This is a genomic window from Pseudomonas sp. FSL W5-0203 (assembly GCF_001896155.1).
Classification (GTDB): domain Bacteria; phylum Pseudomonadota; class Gammaproteobacteria; order Pseudomonadales; family Pseudomonadaceae; genus Aquipseudomonas; species Aquipseudomonas paracarnis.
In genome coordinates, this window is the sequence record NZ_MPOR01000007.1 from 89,082 (window position 1) to 110,400 (window position 21,319).

Below are 21,319 nucleotides of genomic sequence, written 5' to 3' on the forward strand. Positions count from 1 at the left end.
CGCCAATTATCCTCGGATCGCCCAGAAGGCCAGGTTCAAGCCCGGGAACTGCCCGGCGATATGGAAGGCGAAACCGCCGGAATTATTCAGCTGCTGCCAGTGCTCGCTGCCACGGTCCAGCTCGTAGTAGGTGCTGCCAGCGTGGTAAGGCAACTGGCGTGGCGCCACCGGCAACGGCAGCAGGCCGATGCCCGGCAGTTGCAGGTTGACCATGTCGCGGATGTGCTCCACCGAGCCGACCTTGCTCTGCTGGCCGAAACGCGCACGCAGGGTTTCGCCGGGCACATCGGCGCGTACCACGAGGATGAAACTGGCGTTGTCGAGCAGGGTCTTGTCGGCCAACATCGCCACATGGATGCCGTAGGCTTTCTCCACAATGGGGATCGGCGTGGCCTTGCTGTCGATGAGCATCGACAGCGCTTCACGCAGGGCCGCCATCACCGGCATGAAGCTCAGGGCCAGGTCGTCGTGCTGGTACTGCGGGTATTCCTGGGGGCGACGGCTGGAGGTTGAGAAGGTGGAAAACTCACCGGCCAGGCTGACCAGTTCGCTGAAGAAGCGCTCCGGGTGCAACGGGCTCAACTGGCTGAAGTGCTGGATCAGCGGCTGGGCGCGGTTGACCAGTTGCAACAGCATGAAGTCGGCGATCTCAGAGGCCCCCCCGGCACCCGAGGCCACAACGCGGCCGGCCAGGGCTTCGCCACGCTGGTGCAACAGGCCCAGCAGTTCGCTGCGAAAGGCCGTCAGCGGCTTGCTTGCGGCCACGTCCAGCACGGGCGGGATGTAAGTGTCATCGAGCACCAACGCACGGTCGGCACGCTTTTCCTTGATGCGTACCAGGCCGATGGCGGCGTAGTCGCTGATGCCGTCCTGCGCCGTCAGCAGGCGCAATGCCCGCGACCCCACCGCCACCGGTGCACGGTTTTCGAACGGGGCGTTGTCGTCGCGCACTTCACGCACCTGGCTCACGTAGCGCGCCGCTTCCAGGGCTTCACCCTCGTCCACCGTGTCACGGGCGCCGGCGCGCTTGAGCGGCAGGGCCAGGTACACCAGGCCGTCGCGCAGGTTGTCGTCGATGTTCAACGGGCTCGGCGCCAGGTCGTCCTGGGGAATATTGAACGGCGTGCCATCGGGCAGCAGGCCGCGGGCCGACACAATCGCCAGCTTGCCCTGGGCCAGCAGGCCCTGGTCGATCAGCAGTTCGGAGAACCCCCAGGCACCCGCTGACAACGGACGGCTGCGGGCATCGATCAGGTTTTCCAGGTAACGGTCATGCTGCTGGAAGTGCTGCGTTCCGATGAACATGCCTTCCGACCAGACCACGCGATTGTTCCAGGACATGGGGGCTCCGATTGCTTGTTATTGGGCTGGGCTGGATGGGGAAGCCACGACGTCGGCGCGCACGGCATGCACGTCGAGGCTGATCTGGTATTCGCTGTATTGGCGCGGCGGCACGTTGATGACCGTGCGCCATTGCGCACGGTCCAACTCGCGGTAGCCCACCAGCAAGCCGATCTGGCGCGTGGACGGGTCGAGATCGCGCTGCAGGCTCAGTTGTTGGCCGGGCTGCACCATCACTTCGTCCTGGTCCAGCAGGTCGAGGCCGAGGGTCGATTGCGCACGGTCCGCCAGGGCGAAGTAATCGGAGCGTGAAAAGGTCGCGGCGTTTTTCAATTCGAAAATGCGCACCCGCACCGGCGCGGCCTGGCCGTTGGCACCGGGGTTAAGCCCGGCAATCGCATGAAAATGCAGCTCAACGGCGGCCGTGTCAGCTTCGGCCTCGGCAGCCGCCTGGGGTTTGGCAGTGTCGTTGGCACACGCCGTCAGCAGCAGCGCGGTGGCGGCTGCGAGTAAAAACCTGGGAATCATCCTGCGTCCTCAATGACGTATTTAGCTATCCGTTTTATCCATTAGTGCGAGGCGTTTTCAGCGTCGCTGTCGTGCACTGTGTTCTTCGTAGGCCCGGCTGAATTCGCGACCGAACAGGTCCTGGAAATCGTCCTGGGCCTCGCGGGAAATGTTGCTGTAGAGCTCGGTGAACTGCTGCCAGTACTGGGCCTGGCGCGAACCGTTGAACAGACTCGAGAGGCCGCCGGGTTTGCCCATGCGCTCCTCCAATTGCGCCGGTTCAAAGCGCGTGAGCAGGTGTTTGATCGCCGCTTCTACGCCAGCCATCACGGCCAACTGGTGGGCGCGCAGGTCGTCGAAACTGTCACGTACGGCGAGGTCCGGCGCCATAAACGCCTGGTTGCCATGACGCAGCAACAGCAGTAACGCTTCATCGGCATTCGGGGCGAATTTCAACGGGTTGTTTTCGGCGGGGCGGATCATCGTCTGCTGCATGCGAAACTCGCCCTTGAGGCTGGCACGGGCGCGCAGTACGTCGATCAGGCCCTCGACCATCAGCCGGTAGCTGCGGCCGATGCTTTCCATCTGCGCGCAAGCGTCGGCTTTGTCCAGGCGCAACTGGTCCAGGCCCGCACCGCGCAGAAAGGCTTGCAGGAGGTCCGGTTGTGGCTCGGCATTGGCCACGGGGAGCGCAACAGGCTCGACCACAGGTGGCGGCGGGATGATCGGGTCTGGGGCGGGCGCAGCATTGACCACGGGCGCGGGCGCGTCGCCGAACAGGTCCCAGTCTTCGGGAATCACCGAGCCTTGCACCAATGGCTTTTCGGGCGCCGGTACGGCCACTGGGGCCGGGGGGCGAAAATCGTGTTGCTCGGACGGCACATGGTCCGCCACGGTGGGCGGCGGCACGGCGGTGGGGCTGAGGAAGTCGAACAGGTCTGGCAAAGTTTCCATGGCCGAGGCGCCCTGGAACTGCGGCGCGATCATCGGCGTGGGCGCAGGTTGGCTCGCCACGGCGCCCATCAGCGCTTCAAAGCTATTGGGTGAGTCGCCGGCAAATGGCTGGCTGTCGATGGCCTGCACGTTGAAGTCGATACGCGCCTGGATTTCGTAATCGCCGATGCGGATCAATTCACCGTCTTGCAACGGCTCGCTGTTACCCCGACGCATACGAATACCCGCCTTGACCAACTCCACACCATTGGTGCTGTTATCGGTCAAATAATAACGGCCATCTTTGTATTGAATAACGCAATGTTGCGAAGAGACGAGACGCTCAGGGTCGGGCAATACCCAGTCATTGTCAGAACTGCGGCCAATAGCCATCACGCCCTGATCCATGGACTTTTCGGGGCATTGCCCAGGTGTGATCTTGTGATAACTAGTGATAGTCAAACACAGCGACATCTTGCCTCCTTGCTGATACATCGCGCGCAGTCTACCCAGGAGGCAGCACCGCCCTGGAGAGTCCCGTCCTGTCGTACAAACGACCGCCAAAATCTGCTTTTACCAGCATGATCGCTGATCTTAACTGGCTTCCATGACAAAAATCCGCTCTGGGCGCGCCTTTCGACTCGCCAGTCGCGCAGGTTGTTAAACACCGCACATCTGTCACAGAGGGCGAATAGCTTACCTTGACAAGCCATAAGTACTACACCAAAAATGCACAACTTCTTGAACATCAGTGATGGCGCAGTAGTGGCACGCTGAGTATATGACCAAGAAAACATGCAAAGTTCATTACGCAACTAATGCATGCGTTGCCCGCCATCCAGCGGGCCGATAAGGAGATCGAATTCAGTGGATGTGCCGTTGCTGCTCACCGCCGTTTCCGCGACGTCGCCCTGTGGCGAGGACATGGAATATGACGCGCAATTTCTGCAATTGGAACGTGATGCCAAGGGCCAACCCGAACGCAGCATGGGCGACTCGATCCTGCCCGCTGAGCCGCCCGAGTGGCGCAGCATCCAGCAGCAAAGCCTCGACCTGTTGCAGCGCAGCAAAGACCTGCGCATCACCCACTTTCTGCTGCAAAGCACCCTCGCCCTCCAGGGTGTGGCCGGGCTGGCCGAAGTCCTCACGCTGATCGACGCCTTGCTGCGCCAATACTGGGCCGATCTGCACCCGCGCCTGGATGCCGACGATGACAACGACCCCACCGTGCGCATCAACGCCCTTACCGGCCTGACCTGCGAGACCAATATTCGTCTGCTGCGCGAAAGCATCCTGACGCGCTCGCGCACCTTCGGGCCCGTGACCCTGCGCGCAGCGCTCAACGCCAGCGGCCTGCAGAGTTTTGCCGATGAGCAGTTGGGCAACCAGCAACTCAACGCCGCGTTCCTGGACAGCGACCCCGAACAACTGCAAGCCACCCGTGACGCCTTGAGCGCGGCGCGTGCGGCGTGCGAGGCCATTGAGCAACAGGTCAATGACCAAGTCGGTTCCGCCCAGGGCGTGGACCTCAGCGCCTTGAAGCAGCCGCTCAAACAGGCCCTGCAACTACTCAACCAAGCGGTGCCAGGCACCGACAGCAGCAGCGATCCCGAGGCCGTCAGTGAAGACAATGCCCCCTCGGTCGATAACGCCGCCGCGCCCGCAGCTCCTCGCCCTTCTGGCGACATCGCCACCCGCGACGATGTGCTGCGCAGCCTCGACAAGATCCTTGCGTACTACACCCGCCACGAGCCTTCGAGCCCGCTGCCGGTGCTGTTGAACCGAGCCAAGAATCTGGTACATGCCGACTTTGCGGCCATCGTGCGCAATCTGATTCCCGATGGCATGTCCCAATTTGAAAACCTGCGCGGCCCCGAAAGCGAGTAAGCCGCCGGACCGTGCAGTAACAACACCGTCGCTCAAGCGACCAGGAGCAGCAACGTGGCGAAGCAAAGTTCTCAGAAATTCATCGCGCGCAACCGTGCGCCTCGAGTGCAGATCGAGTACGACGTCGAGCTTTACGGCGCCGAGAAAAAGGTCCAGCTGCCCTTCGTGATGGGCGTGATGGCCGACCTCGCCGGCAAGCCTGCCGAGCCGCTGGCACCCGTGGCCGACCGCAAGTTCCTTGAGGTGGACGTCGACAACTTCGACTCACGCCTCAAGGCCATGCAGCCACGCGTCGCGTTCCACGTACCCAATGAGCTGACAGGCGAAGGCAACCTGAGCCTGGACATCACCTTCGAAAGCATGGACGACTTCAGCCCGGCCGCCGTGGCCCGCAAGGTCGACTCCCTGAATCAGCTGCTCGAAGCCCGCACCCAATTGGCCAACCTGCTGACCTACATGGACGGCAAGACTGGCGCTGAAGAAATCATCATGAAGGCGATCAAGGACCCGGCATTGCTTCAGGCACTTGCCAGCGCGCCCAAGCCTGCAGGGGAGCAGTAATCATGACGGACAATACCGCCCGCGAAGGCAGCCAGATCCTGGGTACCACCGAAGAAGCCAGCGAGTTCGCGAACCTGCTGCTGCAAGAATTCAAGCCCAAGACCGAGCGTGCCCGCGAAGCCGTTGAAACCGCGGTGCGCACCCTGGCTGAACAGGCCCTGGCGCAAACCGACCTGGTGTCCAACGACGCGATCAAGTCGATCGAATCGATCATCGCCGCCATCGACGCCAAGCTCACCGCCCAGGTCAACCAGATCATCCACCACCAGGATTTCCAACAACTGGAAAGCGCCTGGCGTGGCCTGCATTACCTGGTCAATAACACCGAGAGCGATGAGCAACTGAAGATTCGCGTGCTCAACATCTCCAAGCCAGACCTGCACAAGACCCTGAAGAAATTCAAGGGCACCGCGTGGGACCAGAGCCCGATCTTCAAGAAGATGTACGAAGAAGAATACGGCCAGTTCGGTGGCGAACCTTACGGCTGCCTGGTGGGTGACTACTACTTCGACCAGTCGCCGCCCGACGTGGAACTGCTGGGCGAGCTGTCAAAAGTCTGCGCCGCCATGCACTCGCCTTTCATCGCTGCGGCCTCGCCGACCGTGATGGGCATGGGTTCGTGGCAGGAACTGTCGAACCCACGCGACCTGACCAAGATCTTCACCACCCCGGAATACGCCGGCTGGCGCTCGCTGCGTGAATCGGAAGATTCGCGCTACATCGGCCTGACCATGCCGCGCTTCCTGGCACGCCTGCCGTACGGCGCCAAGACCGACCCGGTAGAAGCCTTCGCCTTCGAAGAAAACACCGACGGCGCCGACAGCTCCAAGTACACCTGGGCCAACGCCGCCTACGCCATGGCAGTGAACATCAACCGTTCGTTCAAGCACTACGGCTGGTGCTCGCGCATCCGCGGTATCGAGTCTGGTGGTGAAGTGGAAAACCTGCCGGCCCACACGTTCCCTACCGATGACGGTGGCGTGGACATGAAGTGCCCGACCGAAATCGCCATCAGTGACCGCCGTGAAGCGGAACTGGCGAAGAACGGTTTCATGCCGCTGCTGCACAAGAAAAACACCGACTTCGCCGCGTTCATTGGCGCCCAGTCGCTGCAAAAGCCTGCCGAATACGACGACCCGGACGCCACCGCCAACGCCAACCTGGCCGCACGCCTGCCGTACCTGTTCGCCACCTGCCGTTTCGCCCACTACTTGAAGTGCATCGTGCGCGACAAGGTCGGCTCCTTCAAAGAGAAGGACGAAATGCAGCGCTGGTTGCAGGACTGGATCCTCAACTACGTCGACGGCGACCCGGCGCACTCCACCGAAACCACCAAGGCCCAGCACCCGTTGGCGGCGGCCGAAGTGATCGTGGAAGAAGTCGAAGGCAACCCGGGGTATTACAACTCCAAGTTCTACCTGCGCCCGCACTATCAGCTTGAAGGGCTGACGGTGTCGTTGCGCCTGGTATCGAAGCTGCCCTCGGCAAAAAGCGCATAAGTAACGGTTGAGCTAGCTCGTTCCCACGCTCCGCGTGGGAATGCCGCCCGGGACGCTCTGCGCCCCGGTGACGCGTAGCGTCACAGGATGCGTTACCACGCAGAGCGTGGGAACGATCACCCAATCAAGTGGCATGGGCCACACAGGGAGAAAACATGGCTGTTGATATTTTCATCAAGATCGGCGACATCAAGGGCGAGTCCATGGACAAGGCCCACAAGGACGAAATCGATGTGTTGAACTGGAGCTGGGGCATGTCCCAGTCCGGCAACATGCACGTCGGCGGTGGCGGTGGCGCGGGCAAGGTGAATATCCAGGACCTGTCGCTGACCAAGTACGTCGACAAGGCTTCGCCCAACCTGATGATGCACTGCGCCAGCGGCAAGCACATCGACAAGGTCAAGCTGACCGTGCGCAAGGCCGGTGGCGAGAGCCAGGTCGAGTACATGGTGATCAACCTGGAAGAAGTGCTGGTCACCTCCTTGAGCACCGGCGGTTCGGGCAGCGATGATCGCCTGACCGAAAACGTCACCCTGAACTTCGCCCAAGTGATGGTCGACTACCAGCCGCAGAAAGCCGACGGCACCAAAGACGGCGGCGCCATCAAGTTTGGCTGGAACATCCGCTCCAACACCAAACGCTGATAGCCCTTGTGGCCGTGGCCCGGTGCCACGGCCATTGTGTCCCTCTCGCAACCCGTCCGTGGAGCTGCTTTGGTGGTAACTGAAATCGCTTCCCGCGACCGTCTGCAACCGTCCCTGCTGGACCGGTTGACCGACGACGACCCGACCAACCCCAAGGAAAGCGCCGACAAACGCGTGCTGTCCCTGACCCAATTGAAGGCCTCGGTGCTGCGTGACCTGGCGTGGTTGCTTAACACCACCTCGTTACTCGATACCGATGCCACGCTGCACACCCCGGCCGGCACTTCGGTGGTCAATTACGGCCTGCCAGCACTGGCGGGCAACAGCGCGTCGAGCGTCGATATCAAAGCCCTAGAAGCCTTGATTTACCAGGCCATCGCCACTTTCGAGCCGCGTATTTTGCGCCACACATTGCGGGTCAAGGCGCGCATGGGCCATGGCGAGATGAATCACAACGCCCTGAGTTTCGAGATTGAAGGCGACCTGTGGGCACAGCCGGTGCCGTTGCGTTTGCTGTTGCAGACCGACGTGGACCTGGAGTCCGGCCATGTGCGCGTGCTCAATGCCGACCAGCGGAGACGCCCATGAATCCGCGCCTGCTGGAGCTGTACAACCAGGAACTGCACCACGTGCGCGAAAGCGCCGCCGAGTTCGCCAAGGAATACCCGAAGATCGCCAGTCGGCTGACCCTGTCCGGCATGGACTGCGCCGACCCGTACGTCGAACGTTTGCTTGAAGGCTTCGCCTATCTCACCGCCCGCGTGCAGCTCAAGCTCGACGCCGAGTACCCGACCTTCACCCACAACTTGCTGGAAATCGCCTACCCGCACTACTTGGCACCGACGCCGTCGATGACCGTAGTGCAATTGCAGACCGACCCCGATGAAGGCTCCCTGGCCGGCGGTTTCCCGCTGCCCCGGGACACGGTGCTGCGTGCCGCCCTGGGCCGTGAAACCCAGACCTGCTGCGAGTACCGCACCGCGCACCCGGTGACGCTGTGGCCGTTGCAGGTCAGCAACGCCGAATATTTCGGCAACCCCGCCGCCGTGCTCGGACGCCTGGCCGCCAGCGAACCGAAAGCCAAGGCGGGCCTGCGCCTGACCCTGCGCACCGGTGCCGAGCTGCCGTTCAACAGCCTCGACCTGGATACCTTGCCGCTGTACCTGAGCGGCGCTGATGAACAACCGTTTCGCCTCTACGAACAACTGCTGGGCAATGCCTGCGCGGTGTTTGCGCGTCAGCCCGGTGGCGATTGGGTCGAGCGCCTGCCCCAGGGCGCGTTGCGCTCGCGGGGGTTCGATGATGCCGATGCGGCCATGCCGGTGGTGGCACGGGCGTTCCAGGGCTATCGCCTGTTGCAGGAGTACTTCGCCCTGCCCCATCGCTTCCTGTTCGTTGAGTTCGCCGAGTTGAGACGCGCGGTCAAGCGGTGTGACGGCCAGGAGCTGGAACTGATCGTGTTGTTCGACCGCCACGAACCGAGCCTGGAAGGCAGTGTCGGCGCGGCGCAGTTCTTGCCGTTCTGCACGCCCGCCATCAACCTGTTCCCCAAGCGCGTGGACCGCATCCACTTGTCCGACCGGGTCAATGAACACCATGTGATCGCCGACCGTACGCGGCCGATGGATTTCGAGATTCACTCCTTGAGCGGCATTACCGGCCATGGCACCGGACCGGAGCAGCCGTTCTTGCCGTTCTATGCGGTGCGCGATCCGTCGCGCTATGGCCGCGACCAGGCGTATTACAGCGTGCGCCGCGAGCCACGGGTGCTGTCCAGCGACCAACGCCGCAATGGCCCACGCTCCACTTATGTAGGCAGTGAAACCTTCGTCAGCCTGGTGGACAGCCGCCAGGCGCCGTATCGCCATGACCTGCGCCAACTGGGCGTGACGGCGCTGTGCACCAACCGGGACCTGCCGCTGTTCATGAGCGTGGGCAACGGCAAGACCGACTTCACCCTGGCCGACAGCGCGCCGGTACTGGCCGTGCGGTGCGTCGCCGGGCCAAGCCGCCCGCGTGCCAGCCACGCACATGACGCCAAGGCCTGGCGCCTGATCAGCCAGTTGTCGCTCAACTACCTCTCCTTGAGCGAACAGGGCCAGGGCGCCGGCGCCTTGCGCGAATTGCTGCGCCTGTACGGCGACAGCAATGACGCCGCCCTGCAATTGCAGATCGAAGGCCTGCGCGAAGTCAGCAGCAAGGCGGTGACCCGACGCCTGCCGATGCCTGGCCCGATTGTGTTTGGCCGCGGCCTGGAAATCACCCTGGAGTTCGACGAAAACGCGTTTCGCGGCACCGGCGTGTTCCTGCTCGGTGCAGTGCTGGAGCGCTTCCTGGCACGCTACGTGTCGATCAACAGCTTTACCGAGACGGTGATCCGTACCACCGAACGCGGCGAGATCATGCGATGGAAAGCCAAGCCCGGACGGCGTCCGACCCTGTGAGAACCCTGGACGCGATGCACCAGGAGCCCTGGGAATATGACTTCTTCCAGGCATTGCGGCGCATCGAGTGCGAAACGCCCGAGCTGCCACGCCTGGGCCATTCCCTGCGCCTGGCCGATGATCCGCTGCGCCTGGGGCAGCAGGCCGATTGCACCTTCGCACCCGCCACCCTCGCCTCGGTCGCCCCCGGTGGCGACGGCAAGCCGGCGCGGTTGGAGCAGTTCTTCTTCGGCCTCGGCGGCCCCAACGGGCCGCTGCCGCTGCACATCACCGAGTACGTGCGCGAGCGCCAACGCAACAACGCCGACAGCACCAGCAAGCAGTTCCTGGATGTATTCCACCATCGCCTGCTGACCCTGTTCTATCGGGCCTGGGCCGAGGCGCGGCCAACGGTCAGCCATGACCGCCCGGACGATGACTACTGGTCCGCCCGCCTCGCCGCCCTGAGTGGCCGCGGGATGCCGAGCCTGCTCAATCAAGGGCTGATCCCCGATACCGCGAAGCTGCATTACAGCGGCCATCTGTCGGCGCAAACCCGCTACCCGGATGGCTTGAAAGCGATCCTGGGCGAGTACTTCGGCCTGCCGGTAGAGATCGAGGAATACGTCGGCCAATGGCTTGAACTGCCCGAACGCAGCCGCGTGGGGGTCAGCGCCAACCAGTTGGGCGTGGACTTCTGCCTGGGCAGCCACGTATGGGACCGCCAGCACAAATTCCGCATCCGCCTGGGCCCGCTCACGCTGGATAACTACATGGGCATGCTGCCCGGCCAACAGCCGTTCAACGAGCTGGTGGCGTGGGTGGCCGAGTACCTGGGCCATGAATTGGACTGGGACTTGAACCTGGTTTTGCAACAACCCGAAGTACCGGCGCTGCAACTCAACGGCCAGTTCCGCCTGGGCTTCAACACCTGGCTCGGCCAACCTGCGCATGACGCCAACGACCTAATCCTGGCCCGGCATTACGCCGACCACGCCACCACCTCAAGGAATCCAGAGCATGGGTGAAATCAGTCGCGCCGCACTGTTCGGCAAACTCAACAGCGTGGCCTACAAAGCCATCGAAGCCGCCACCGTGTTCTGCAAATTACGGGGCAATCCGTATGTGGAACTGGCCCACTGGTTTCACCAGTTGCTGCAACTGCAGGACTCGGACCTGCACCGCATCATCCGTCAGTTCAACGTGGAGCCGGCGCGCCTGGCCCGCGACCTCACCGAAGCCCTAGATCGCCTGCCGCGTGGCTCGACGTCGATCACCGACCTGTCCTCCCATGTGGAAGAAGCCGTGGAACGCGGCTGGGTGTATGGCAGCCTGATGTTTGGCGAAAGCCAGGTGCGCACCGGTTATCTGGTGCTGGGCATCTTGAAGACACCGAGCCTGCGCCATGCGCTGCTGGGCCTGTCCGGCGAGTTCGACAAGATCAAGGCCGAGGCCTTGAGCGAGCGCTTTGACGAATACGTCGGTGACTCGCCGGAAAATGCCTTGAGCGCCAGCGACGGTTTCAATGCCGGTGTGCCAGGCGAGGCCAGCGGTGCCATGGCGCCCAGCGCGATGGGCAAGCAGGAAGCGCTCAAGCGTTTCACTGTGGACCTGACCGAACAGGCCCGCAGCGGCAAGCTCGACCCAATCGTGGGCCGTGACGAGGAGATCCGACAACTGGTGGACATCCTCATGCGTCGGCGCCAGAACAACCCGATCCTTACCGGTGAAGCCGGGGTGGGCAAGACCGCCGTGGTCGAAGGTTTCGCCCTGCGCATCGTCGCCGGTGACGTGCCGCCCGCCTTGAAAGACGTGGAGCTGCGCAGCCTCGACGTGGGCTTGCTGCAAGCCGGCGCCAGCATGAAAGGCGAGTTCGAACAGCGCCTGCGCCAGGTCATCGAAGACGTGCAGGCCTCGCCCAAGCCGATCATCCTGTTTATCGACGAAGCCCATACCCTGGTGGGTGCCGGTGGCGCTGCCGGCACCGGTGACGCAGCCAACCTGCTCAAGCCTGCCCTGGCCCGTGGCACCTTGCGTACCGTGGCTGCCACCACCTGGGCCGAGTACAAAAAGCACATCGAGAAAGACCCGGCCCTGACCCGCCGCTTCCAAGTGGTGCAGGTTGCCGAGCCGTCGGAAGACAAGGCCCTGCTGATGATGCACGGCGTGGCTTCCACCATGGAAAAACACCATCAGGTGCAGATCCTCGACGAAGCTCTGGAAGCCTCAGTGAAGCTCTCCCACCGCTACATTCCGGCGCGCCAGTTGCCGGACAAATCCGTAAGCCTGCTGGACACCGCCTGCGCCCGCGTCGCCATCAGCCTGCACGCGGTACCCGCGGAAGTGGACGACAGCCGTCGCCGTATCGAGGCCCTGGAAACCGAGTTGCAAATCATCGCCCGTGAGCATGCGATCGGCATTGCCATTGGTGCGCGTCAAACCAATAGCGAAGCGCTGCTGACCGCCGAGCGTGAGCGTCTGGCCACGCTGGAAAGCCGCTGGGCTGAAGAGAAAGCCTTGGTGGATGAACTGCTCGCCACCCGCGCAACCTTGCGCGAGAAAGCCGGTGTGGTGGACAGCGGCAACGATGAGTTGCGTGCGCAATTGGTCGACCTGCAACAGCGCCTCACCGCCCTGCAAGGCGAAACCCCGTTGATCCTGCCGACCGTGGATTATCAGGCCGTGGCCTCGGTGGTCGCCGACTGGACCGGCATCCCGGTGGGCCGCATGGCGCGCAATGAGCTGGAGACTGTGCTCAACCTCGACCAACACTTGAAGAAACGCATCATCGGCCAGGACCATGCCCTGCAGATGATCGCCAAGCGCATCCAGACCTCCCGCGCCGGCCTCGACAACCCGAGCAAGCCGATTGGCGTGTTCATGCTGGCCGGCACCTCGGGTGTGGGCAAGACCGAAACCGCCCTGGCCCTGGCCGAAGCCATGTATGGCGGTGAGCAGAACGTCATCACCATCAACATGAGCGAGTTCCAGGAAGCCCACACCGTGTCCACCCTCAAGGGCGCGCCACCGGGCTATATCGGCTACGGCGAAGGCGGTGTGCTGACCGAAGCGGTACGGCGCAAACCCTACAGCGTGGTGCTGCTCGATGAGGTGGAGAAAGCTCACCCGGACGTGCATGAGATCTTCTTCCAGGTGTTCGACAAGGGCGTGATGGAGGACGGCGAGGGCCGGGTGATCGACTTCAAGAACACCCTGATCCTGCTGACCACCAACGCCGGTACCGAGCTGATCTCCCACGTCTGCAAGGACCCGGCGAACATCCCCGAGCCCGAGGAAATCGCCAAGGCCCTGCGCCAGCCTCTGCTGGAGATTTTCCCACCGGCCTTGCTCGGTCGCCTGGTGACCATCCCGTACTACCCGCTGAGCGATGAGATGCTCAAAGCGATCACGCGCCTGCAACTGAACCGCATCAAGAAGCGTGTGGAGAACACCCACAAAGTCGCGTTCGAGTATGACGACGCAGTGGTCGACCTGATCGTCTCGCGCTGCACCGAGACCGAAAGCGGCGGGCGCATGATCGACACCATCCTGACCAACAGCCTGCTGCCGGACATGAGCCGGGAATTTCTGACGCGCATGTTGGAAGGCAAGGCACTGGCGGGGGTGCGGATCAGTAGTCGGGATAATGAACTGCACTACGACTTCAGCGACACCGAATAACTATTGTTGGAATACGGTCAGTGTGGGAGCTGGCTTGCCTGCGATAGCGGTCTGACATTCAGCATTGATGTTGACTGATCCACCGCTATCGCAGGCAAGCCAGCTCCCACAGTTGATCCGGTTCCGTCAGTGATGACGGTATTTACGGGACTACCGATGCTATTCAACCAAGCCTCACGCCTGGCCAAGATCAACAGCCCCCTCGGGCCGGATGTGCTGCTGCTCAACGAAATGGGCGGCGGTGAAGAGTTGGGCCGGCTGTTCAACTATGAGCTGCAACTGACGTCCCTGGACGCCAACATCGACCTGAACCAATTGCTGGGTAAACCGATGAGCGTCGGCCTGCAACTGGCGGACGGCGGCGAGCGGCATTTCCACGGGATCGTTGCGCGGTGCAGCCAGAACATCGACAAAGGCCAGTTCGCCAGTTACCAAGTCACCCTGCGCCCTTGGCTGTGGTTGCTCAGCCGCACCTCCGACTGCCGGATTTTCCAGAACCTGAGCATCCCGCAGATCATCAAGCAGGTGTTCCGTGACCTGGGTTTTTCCGACTTTGAAGACACCCTCAGCCGGCCGTATCGCGAGTGGGAGTACTGCGTGCAGTACCGCGAGACCAGCTTCGATTTCGTCAGCCGACTGATGGAACAGGAAGGCATCTACTACTTCTTCCGCCATGAACAGGACCGCCATGTGCTGGTGCTGGCCGACGCCTATGGCGCCCACACCAGCGTGCCCGGCTACGCGTCGATCCCCTACTACCCCAAGGACGAGCAGCAGCGCGAGCGCGACCATATGCACAATTGGCACCTGGCGCAGGAGGTGCAGCCGGGCTCGCTGGAGCTGAACGACTACGACTTCCAGCGCCCCAGCGCGAGCATCGACGTGCGCTCGGCCATGCCGCGCCCGCACACCGCCGGCGACTACCCGCTGTACGACTACCCCGGTACCTACGTGCAAAGCGCCGACGGCGAACACTATGCGCGCACCCGCATCGAGGCCCTGCAAACCCTGCATGAACAGATTGAGTTCAGCGGCAATGCGCGCGGGCTGGGCTCGGGCCATCTGTTCAGCCTCACCGGTTTCAGTCGCCAGGACCAGAACCGCGAGTACCTGATCGTCGGTTGCCGCTACTTCATCGTGCAAGAAAGCCTGGAAAGCGGTGGCGGTTCAGGCTCGGCGCAGTTTGAAAGCAGCCTGACCTGCATCGACGCCCAACAGAGTTTCCGCCCGCTGGCCAATACTCACCGCCCCATCGTCAAAGGCCCGCAGACCGCCTTGGTGGTAGGCCCCAAGGGCGAGGAAATCTGGACCGACCAGTACGGCCGCGTGAAGGTGCATTTCTACTGGGACCGCCATGACCAATCCAACGAGAACAGCTCGTGCTGGATTCGTGTGTCGCAATCCTGGGCCGGCAAGAACTGGGGCTCGATGCAGATTCCGCGCATCGGCCAAGAGGTGATCGTCAGCTTCCTCGAAGGCGACCCCGACCGACCGATCATCACCGGGCGGGTGTACAACGCTGAGCAGACGGTGCCCTACGACTTGCCGGAGAACGCCACCCAGAGCGGCATGAAAAGTCGCTCCAGCAAAGGCGGCACGCCGGCCAACTTCAATGAAATCCGCATGGAGGACAAGAAGGGCTTGGAGCAGTTGTATATCCATGCCGAGCGTAACCAGGACATCGTGGTGGAGGTGGATGAAAGCCACTCGGTGGGGCATGACCGCAACAAGAATATTGGGCATAACGAGACGGTGACCATTGGCAGTAACCGCCTGCGGGTTGTGCGCAATAACGACACGGTGATCGTGGGCGGTGCCAAGTCCGACAGCGCCGCCACGAGTTACACCATCGAGGCCGGCGAGAGTCTTCGCCTGGTGTGCGGCGACAGCGTGATTGAGCTCAAGGCTGGCGGCGACATCAACCTGACCTGTGGCTCGTTCAACCTGTTTTCCACCGGCAGCAGCAAGATCCAGACGAAGGGCAAGCTGGACATCAACCTGGGCAGCGACAAAGGCACTTCGCCGGGTGCCCAGGGCGTGCAAAGCACGATCAAGTCCGCCGTCGAGTCAAAATTCCCCGGTAAGCCCGGTGCTGGTCAATAACGAGATTTTGTCACCATGAACTATCTGATCAACGAAGCCCAATTCACCCTTCCCGACGCCGAGGTACAGGACACCTCCATCAATATCCTCAAGTTCGCCAAGCTGGGCACCACCCTGGTGGTGAGCCGCAGCCCGTTGGCGGACGGCGAAAGCCTGCAAAGCAATTTTGAAGGCCAGCTGAAAAAACTCGAGCAGCAGGTCAAAGATCTGCGCTATAGCCCTGCACAAGCGGTCAAGGTCGGCCCAGCGCAGGACATCGATGCGTTTGAAGTGCAGAACCACTTCAACAAAGGCAGCGACAACATTTACCAGTATCAGCTGGCGATGCAGATACCTGGCACCCGCAATCTGATTGCCCTGAGCTACGTCAAGACCCAGCCCCTGGGCCCTGCCGAAGCGGCACACTGGGCAACGCTGAAAAACACACTCCACTTCCTCGCCACGCCCTGAGTCGAGTCTGAGCAATGAGTGAGGATCTTTGGGCGGCCCGCGAAGGCGACGCACTGCTGCACACCTCGGTGATGGCCGATATTCTCGGCGGCGTGCTGGAAGTGGCCGCCTATGCGGCGCTCACCACCGTGGGCTGCCTGGCCGTTGCCGGGGCGGTGTTCCTCGCGACGGGTGCAACCATCGCCACCGGCGGTGTAGCCCTGGTGTTGGTGGTGGGCGCGGTCGTCGGTATTACCGCTGGCCTCACGGGGGCGGACTTGAAGATATCCAGTTGGTGCGAGTCCGCCGCCAACTGGGTGTTCCCGCCGGTGATCGATGCCTTCATCACCAGCGGTTCGCACAACGTGTTCATCAATGGCAAAAAGGCCGCCCGCGCCGCAGGCAAGATGACGGCTGTACCGGTCGCGCCCAGCGAGCCGGCAGCGCCGAGCTTCCTGGATATGGCCGGGGAGTTTTTCTCGCAGATGTGGCGCCCGACCGTCGCCTCGCCCGCCCCCGGCACCGAGCCGTGCCCGCTGGACACCGTGGTGTGCAACAAGCATCCGCCCATGCCCCTGCAGTTTATTGCCGAAGGTTCCAGCTCGGTGTTCATCAACGGGCAGCCTGCGGCACGCAGCGGTGATCGCAGTACCTGTGACGCCAAGATTGGGACGGCTGAGGGCCTGATTTCGCCGGATGTGCGCATTGGTGGTGAGACCATTGTGGTGCAGGAGATTCGTAGCGGGAAAACGCCGGGGGTGGGGCTGGCGATTACTGCCTTGTTGATGCTACGCGGCAATGTGAAGTGCTTTTGGAGCAAACTGCCCTGCCTGTTCGGCAGTGTGGTGGTAGGGGCTGGAGTCTCCTATGGCACCAGCAAAATAACCTCTGCGCTCAAGAGCGCCATGAACGGCTCCCCCAACCCCGTGCACAGTGCGACCGGCGCTAAGATTCTAGGTGATGAGGATGAACTGGATTTCGTGCTTCCTGGGCTGTTTCCCATCGATTGGCAGCGTTTCTACAGCAGCCTCGACGCACGGACCGACGGTCTCTTTGGGGCGGGCTGGAGCGTTGCCTATGAGGTATCGGTCGAGATCGATAAAGACGAAAACTTGTTTTATATCGATGAACAGGGAAGGCGCTTGGAGATCGGTTACATCCCTGCGTCCGGCGGAGCATTCGACCCAGTCGAAGGTCTTGCGGTCAGGCGCAGTGGTGACGCAGCGGTCTTGATCGAGAGTACCGACGGCCTGTATCGGCTGTTCGAACTCGACCCGCAGAACCACTCTCGAATGCGTCTGCAACTGCTAGGTGATCGCAATGAAGGGCGGATCTTCCTTGATTACGATGCCCAAGGACGGCTGTGCCGCCTGCGCGACACCCATGACTTGATGCACGTCGACCTAAGCTACACCGCAGAGCATCCTGGGCGTGTAAGCCATATCGAACGCCGTTACCTGCGCCAAGACCATTTCGATGGGCGCTGCGACGTGCTCGTCAGCTATCGCTATGACAGCAACGGCGATCTTGCCGAAGTCTTGGACGCCCAGGGCACGACCCTTCGCAGCTTTGCCTACGACAGCGGCAGGCGCATGACCGTGCACCGATTGCCGAGTGGCATGCGCTGCTTCTACCAATGGGCTCAAGTACCTGGACCAGACGGCTCGGAATGGCGCGTCAGTCGGCACTGGACAGATGCGGGTGATGAATACACCTTCGACTACGACTTGGATGCGGGCATTACGCGCGTCACCGACGGGTTGAGGCGCGTCAGCACTCGGCATTGGAATCCGCAGTTCCAGATCACTCGCTACATCGATAACCTCGGCCATACGTGGCAGTTTGAATGGAGCGAAGATCGCCAACTGCTCGGTGCGATTGACCCGCAAAACGGCCAGTGGCGTTTCAACTATGACGCGTGCGGCAACCTGAGCGCCGTCATCGATCCACTGTCCAGAACCAGCAGCACGCAGTGGCTGGCGCATTGGGCATTGCCCGAGGTGGAAACCGATGCTGCGGGCCACAGCTGGCATTATCGCTACGACCAGCGTGGTAACTGCATCGAGGAAATCAACCCCCTGGGCAACCGTACGCGCTATGTCTATGACGGTTTCGGCCAGCCGGTACGCATCATCGATGCGACCGAAAAAACCAGAACATTGCATTGGAACGAATGGAGCCAACTGGTCGAAGAAGTGGACTGCTCGGGTTATCCCACTCGCTATCAGTACGACGCCTTCGGCAATTTGGTGGTGCAGACCAATGCCGAGGGTGAATCGGTGCGCTATCGGTACGGTCCTCAGGGGCTACTACTGGAATGCCAGCTTCCAGATGGCCGCGTCGAACTGTTCCAGCGCAGCGCAAATGGTTATCTGACTGCCCACGTTGACCCTGCCGGCAGCACCACACGCTATGACTATGACGTTCGTGGCTTGGTCAAACAACGCCGGGATGCGCATAACCGTTCGGTGATGTTCGATCATGATGCCTACGGACGACTCCGCAAGCTGACCAACGAGAATGGCGAGAGCTATCGCTTTGAGTGGGACGCAGCCGACCGCATGGTGCAGCAGCAGGATCTGGATCAAAGCCGACGCTGCTACACCTACGATTCACTGGACGATATTGTTGCCGTGGACTATCTACCGGGAACAGAGGGCGAGCCGGTAGCGCCGTTGTCGCACCAGTTTCAGCGCGATCCTGTTGGCCGCCTGGTCAGTAAAACCACCGCGGACGGCACCACGGTCTATGAACACGACCTGAACGACCAGTTGGTCGGTGTCACCTTCACCGCCCTTGATGGCCGCCAGCAGCTACTCGGTTTCAGCTATGACGCGCTGGGGCAACTGCTTGAGGAGCAAAGCTCGGCAGGGTCTGTGCAGCATCGTTACGACGAGCTGGGAAACCTGGTTCAAACCGGCTTGCCCGACGGTCGATGGTTGAACAGGCTGTACTACGGTAGCGGCCACCTGCATCAGTTGAACATCGATGGAAAAGTCATCAGCGACTTTGAGCGTGATCGCTTGCATCGCGAAGTACAGCGTACCCAGGGCCAACTCAAAACGAGTACCGCATACGACCGAAGTGGCAGGGTTCGCTCACGACAGCGTCGCAGCATTGACCAGCCTTGGCAGTTGCCTCCCCTGGTCGAGACGGACTATAGCTTCGACCCCAGTGACAACCTGATCGGGCGACGTCGTATAAACCACCAACATGATCATCAAGAACATCTGGGTTACGACAGCACCGACCGAATCCTTTTAAGCCACCAAGTTGGCCGGACCGAAACATACGCCTATGACGCTGCGGCCAATCTGCTGGACCGCCCAAATCAAGGTGGTCTCATACGACATAATCGCCTGCTCGTCTATCAAGACATACGGTATGCCTATGATGCTTTAGGAAGAATGATCGAAAAACGCAGCTCTGCTCGTGGCTTGCAGCGCTTTGCCTACGATGCGGAAAGCCGGCTGGTTGAAGTGCGAAATGAGAGCGGCCACGTGGTCAGGATGACCTATGACCCCCTAGGGCGGCGGATCGAAAAAACCGAGCATGATTACAATGGCCGCCCGTTGGGCCAGACGAGTTTCACCTGGGATGGTTTACGTCTGTTGCAGGAGTTCAAACACAGCCAGACCAGTCTGTATCTATACGAAGGTGAAAGCTACGTGCCCCTGGCCAGGATTGACGGCATCGGCCCACTGCAAAAAACCCGCTACTACCACAATGATCTTAACGGACTGCCGGAGCGACTGACCGAGGCCGATGGGCAAATTACCTGGCGTGCGACTTATCAGGTGTGGGGCAATACCTTGGAAGAGGTGCGGGAGCCACATTACATTGAAGAGCAAAATCTACGATTCCAAGGGCAGTATCTGGATCGGGAGACGGGGCTGCATTTTAATACATTCCGGTTTTATGATCCCGACGTGGGGCGTTTTACAACGCCGGACCCTGTCGGGCTAGCAGGAGGTTTTAACCTTTATCAGTATTCTCCTAACCCCTCGGGATGGATCGATCCGTTGGGATGGGCACCGTGCGGCTCAACCACTGCTAAGCTTCAAGCGCATGCCAATGCAGCGAAGAAGGCTGTCTACAGTAACCCCCAAAGGTCATTGACCCCGAGGCAAAGAGCAGCGGTGAAACGAGCCTATGATAGAGGCGATCTCGGACAAGCACGTTCTCGCTATCGCAGGTATGTAGGGCAGAGAATTGATGCAAACTTCAAAACCAGAGTAAAAAATGATCCATCATTGGGACACCTGGAGGTATCGAAATCAGGGCAGCGTCTTCCCGATGTGTATGAAACTAAAACTAAAACCTGGTGGGACCTCACGACTAAGGCTGATTGGAAAAGAGGCACGCATCAGCGGCGTTATGGGGACTGGGGCAATGGTTATGAAGGAATATTATGGTGAATGACAAAATGCCATCATTCGTACTGTCAGGCATACAGCAAGACGGGCTTGTGTTACCTAAAAAAACGCGTTTTGAAAAAGAACGTGTTATCGATTGTAAATTAAAAGATGCGAAGCTCTCCGATCCGATTTTCGATCAGTGTATATTGGAAAGCTGCAGCTTTGAGAAAACTGATTTTTCCGGTTCAAGATTTTTCAATAAGACCTTATTAGCCCATTGTCACTTCAAGACGGTTGACTTTCAGGCTTCAGGCTTCAGCAACAGCAAATTCGAGAACTGCACTTTCATAAAGTGCAACTTTCGAGAAGCGTCTTTGAAAGATTGCGAATTCAGCAACTGCATATTTACCCAGTGCAAGATCATTGACAACTCGTTCAATGCCAGCAAAATAAAAAACCTCAAGTTTTCGGGAAAATTACAAGAGGTAAGTTTCATATCCGAACCGCCCAACACCCCCCTTCTTGTTGATTTTGAATTGTGCAAACTGGATTGGGTAACGTTTACAGACTGTGATCTTGAGCAGATCATTCCCCCTGCAGATCCCCAGCACATTTTTTTCAAAGACGTGTCTGTTCGCGCCCGCAAAGCGCTCGCATTGATTATCTCTGAGCCAGAAAACCCGATCAATAAGTTATTGAAACGCCGTCTGCAAAAGCTCACAACGCAACGAGGCGCACTCTTCAATATCAAGAATCTTGAAGAGTACGAAGGGCCGGAATTCACCAAACAATTTATCGAGTTTCTTCAGGGCACTTAAAAACAGAGGGGCAATCCTGAATTAAAAGTTCTGATGATCGGAGCCAAAATTAATGACAGGACGCTAAAAATGGGCAGATCACTCAGATCAAAGTCGACACAAAAGTCAGATAAACCTGTCACCTTCATTGGTGCT

Annotated in this window: 15 protein-coding genes; 12 read left to right on the forward strand and 3 right to left on the reverse strand. The window is 60.5% G+C overall.

The features are described from left to right. Positions 1-6: 6 nt before the first annotated feature. The 3 genes from tssK to tagH are packed head-to-tail and all read right to left on the reverse strand — an operon-like array spanning position 7 to position 3,255. Entirely contained in the window at positions 7-1,341 is a 1,335-nt protein-coding gene (gene tssK / locus BOP96_RS09095) for a type VI secretion system baseplate subunit TssK (RefSeq protein WP_003195550.1), read from the reverse strand. An 18-nt stretch (positions 1,342-1,359) separates the two neighbouring features. Continuing rightward, positions 1,360-1,869 carry a type VI secretion system lipoprotein TssJ gene (gene tssJ, locus BOP96_RS09100; protein WP_019818127.1) on the reverse strand — a complete coding sequence of 170 codons (510 nt, stop codon included), beginning with the start codon at positions 1,867-1,869 and terminating at the stop codon, positions 1,360-1,362. A 57-nt stretch (positions 1,870-1,926) separates the two neighbouring features. Next, positions 1,927-3,255: a type VI secretion system-associated FHA domain protein TagH gene (gene tagH / locus BOP96_RS09105; protein WP_014720498.1), complete on the reverse strand. Its 1,329-nt coding sequence runs from the start codon at positions 3,253-3,255 to the stop codon at positions 1,927-1,929. A gap of 393 nt (positions 3,256-3,648) precedes the next feature. Here tagH and tssA point away from each other — a divergent pair, with 393 nt between their 5' ends. The 12 genes from tssA (at position 3,649) to BOP96_RS09165 (ending at position 21,184) form a co-directional block, all read left to right on the forward strand. Then, positions 3,649-4,668: a type VI secretion system protein TssA gene (gene tssA / locus BOP96_RS09110; protein WP_019818129.1), complete on the forward strand. Its 1,020-nt coding sequence runs from the start codon at positions 3,649-3,651 to the stop codon at positions 4,666-4,668. 54 nt (positions 4,669-4,722) lie between these two features. Next, on the forward strand, positions 4,723-5,229 hold the full coding sequence (gene tssB / locus BOP96_RS09115) for a type VI secretion system contractile sheath small subunit (RefSeq protein WP_003195557.1): 507 nt from the start codon (positions 4,723-4,725) through the stop codon (positions 5,227-5,229). Between the two features lie 2 nt (positions 5,230-5,231). Next, positions 5,232-6,728, forward strand: a complete 1,497-nt coding sequence (gene tssC, locus BOP96_RS09120; RefSeq protein ID WP_003195559.1) for a type VI secretion system contractile sheath large subunit — start codon at positions 5,232-5,234, stop codon at positions 6,726-6,728. Between the two features lie 155 nt (positions 6,729-6,883). Further along, positions 6,884-7,372, forward strand: a complete 489-nt coding sequence (locus BOP96_RS09125; protein WP_003195562.1) for an Hcp family type VI secretion system effector — start codon at positions 6,884-6,886, stop codon at positions 7,370-7,372. Positions 7,373-7,444: 72 nt separating this feature from the next. Continuing rightward, the gene (tssE, locus tag BOP96_RS09130) at positions 7,445-7,960 is read left to right on the forward strand and encodes a type VI secretion system baseplate subunit TssE (RefSeq protein WP_003195563.1); all 516 of its coding nucleotides are present in this window, start codon (positions 7,445-7,447) and stop codon (positions 7,958-7,960) included. Beyond that, a complete protein-coding gene (gene tssF / locus BOP96_RS09135; protein ID WP_020302842.1) occupies positions 7,957-9,816 on the forward strand; it encodes a type VI secretion system baseplate subunit TssF in 1,860 nt (619 codons plus the stop codon). The genes tssE and tssF overlap by 4 nt, the downstream gene beginning before the upstream one ends. Next, positions 9,780-10,823, forward strand: coding sequence for a type VI secretion system baseplate subunit TssG (tssG, locus tag BOP96_RS09140; protein WP_014720501.1), 1,044 nt, complete (start codon positions 9,780-9,782; stop codon positions 10,821-10,823). Before tssF ends, tssG begins: the two co-directional genes overlap by 37 nt. Continuing rightward, on the forward strand, positions 10,816-13,476 hold the full coding sequence (gene tssH / locus BOP96_RS09145) for a type VI secretion system ATPase TssH (RefSeq protein WP_073452502.1): 2,661 nt from the start codon (positions 10,816-10,818) through the stop codon (positions 13,474-13,476). Before tssG ends, tssH begins: the two co-directional genes overlap by 8 nt. A 156-nt stretch (positions 13,477-13,632) precedes the next feature. Continuing rightward, positions 13,633-15,579, forward strand: a complete 1,947-nt coding sequence (locus BOP96_RS09150; protein ID WP_020302839.1) for a type VI secretion system Vgr family protein — start codon at positions 13,633-13,635, stop codon at positions 15,577-15,579. A 15-nt stretch (positions 15,580-15,594) separates the two neighbouring features. Next, positions 15,595-16,029, forward strand: a complete 435-nt coding sequence (locus BOP96_RS09155; protein ID WP_014720504.1) for a DcrB-related protein — start codon at positions 15,595-15,597, stop codon at positions 16,027-16,029. A 14-nt stretch (positions 16,030-16,043) separates the two neighbouring features. Continuing rightward, a complete protein-coding gene (locus BOP96_RS09160) occupies positions 16,044-20,426 on the forward strand; it encodes an RHS repeat-associated core domain-containing protein (protein WP_073452504.1) in 4,383 nt (1,460 codons plus the stop codon). Continuing rightward, positions 20,423-21,184, forward strand: coding sequence for a pentapeptide repeat-containing protein (locus tag BOP96_RS09165; RefSeq protein ID WP_175562982.1), 762 nt, complete (start codon positions 20,423-20,425; stop codon positions 21,182-21,184). Before BOP96_RS09160 ends, BOP96_RS09165 begins: the two co-directional genes overlap by 4 nt. Positions 21,185-21,319 lie beyond the last annotated feature (135 nt).

Bases quoted from the DNA above. Each gene is read 5' to 3' on its own strand.
- tssJ (WP_019818127.1), bottom strand. From the start codon at position 1,869: ATGATTCCCAGGTTTTTACTCGCAGCCGCCACCGCGCTGCTGCTGACG.
- tssG (WP_014720501.1), top strand. From the start codon at position 9,780: ATGGAAAGCCAAGCCCGGACGGCGTCCGACCCTGTGAGAACCCTGGAC.
- tssK (WP_003195550.1), bottom strand. From the start codon at position 1,341: ATGTCCTGGAACAATCGCGTGGTCTGGTCGGAAGGCATGTTCATCGGA.
- tssC (WP_003195559.1), top strand. From the start codon at position 5,232: ATGACGGACAATACCGCCCGCGAAGGCAGCCAGATCCTGGGTACCACC.
- tssF (WP_020302842.1), top strand. From the start codon at position 7,957: ATGAATCCGCGCCTGCTGGAGCTGTACAACCAGGAACTGCACCACGTG.
- BOP96_RS09160 (WP_073452504.1), top strand. From the start codon at position 16,044: ATGAGTGAGGATCTTTGGGCGGCCCGCGAAGGCGACGCACTGCTGCAC.
- tssH (WP_073452502.1), top strand. From the start codon at position 10,816: ATGGGTGAAATCAGTCGCGCCGCACTGTTCGGCAAACTCAACAGCGTG.
- BOP96_RS09155 (WP_014720504.1), top strand. From the start codon at position 15,595: ATGAACTATCTGATCAACGAAGCCCAATTCACCCTTCCCGACGCCGAG.
- BOP96_RS09125 (WP_003195562.1), top strand. From the start codon at position 6,884: ATGGCTGTTGATATTTTCATCAAGATCGGCGACATCAAGGGCGAGTCC.
- BOP96_RS09150 (WP_020302839.1), top strand. From the start codon at position 13,633: ATGCTATTCAACCAAGCCTCACGCCTGGCCAAGATCAACAGCCCCCTC.
- tagH (WP_014720498.1), bottom strand. From the start codon at position 3,255: ATGTCGCTGTGTTTGACTATCACTAGTTATCACAAGATCACACCTGGG.